Below are 1019 nucleotides of genomic sequence, written 5' to 3' on the forward strand. Positions count from 1 at the left end.
GTCTGCCCGAGGAAGGCCCTTGCGAGTGCGACCTATATCTCACCTGCTCGCGGTTCGTCACTACGCCGGCCTATACGCCTCGACTGCGCGAGCGTCGCGCAGTCGAGCTTCGCCTAATCGAAGATGCCCGCGAGCGCGGCTGGGGACGCGAGGTCGAGCGGCACGAGTGTGTCGTCCGCCGGATCGATACGCTGCTCGTCGATCTCACCCGTAGCTCCTCGGGATGCTGATTTTGAGGCGGGTCGTCTTCCGCCTGCGGCGGTTGCGCTCGATGGCATGCGAGGAAACCTCGCATGCCATCGAGCGCCTGAATAGTATCTTATAAATGGCCGGGTGGGATTGATTGTCCAGATAATCACCGCGCCGCCTGTGTCGGTATAATGCTCTTCGATCGACAGCCCTGTCTGGTGGTACAGCAGGCCATCGAGGACATAGGGGGCCTCGCCTGCGGTCGCGGCAATCACCCGCGAGCCGAACGGGTCATACTGATCCGAGATATGCGTGTAGAACGACACACCGGGTTCGTTGCCGTTGCGGGCGTTGATGTCGCTGATCGCGGCACCACGCCCACCTGCGTGGAATTGCTGCCCGTCGCTCGATGAGCTGATGCCGCTGCCCCATAATCCGGCGAGCGGTGTTGCGCGATGCGCCTCGATGAGTCGCCCCAGCGCCTCGCCATAGGCGGCTTCGCTGATGTGCCAGTCATGCAGATGGGCGAGCTGGCGTAAGCTGGCGCCTCGGCAACTGTCCGCCATGCGCGTCAGCCCAAGATTGATGCCGTCGGCGAGTATGACAGTCAGCAACGCATTGCGGTCGTCGGCCGGACGGCCCGAGCGCCGATGGGTGAAGCAGTCGCCGAAGCCGGTCCATGCATCCACATCGAGCAGGATATCCGTGATCTTCACGCGGGGGAGTCGGTCTTAGGCAGTGCGGCGCGCGGCTTGGGCTACGGGCGGCGTAATCGCCTTCAGCGGCGAGATCTTCATACGGTTTTCGTCGAGCCGGACCTGGGGCAGTTC

The 1019-nt window shown here is 63.5% G+C and carries 1 pseudogene; it reads right to left on the reverse strand.

What is annotated here, in order from left to right:
- Window positions 1–359: 359 nt before the first annotated feature.
- Window positions 360–1019 (reverse strand): annotated as a pseudogene (locus tag AACY08_RS27470) (Tn3 family transposase); the annotation flags it as partial.

Source organism: Pseudomonas sp. EL_65y_Pfl1_R83 (genome assembly GCF_963970695.1).
Classification (GTDB): Bacteria; Pseudomonadota; Gammaproteobacteria; order Pseudomonadales; family Pseudomonadaceae; genus Aquipseudomonas; species Aquipseudomonas tritici.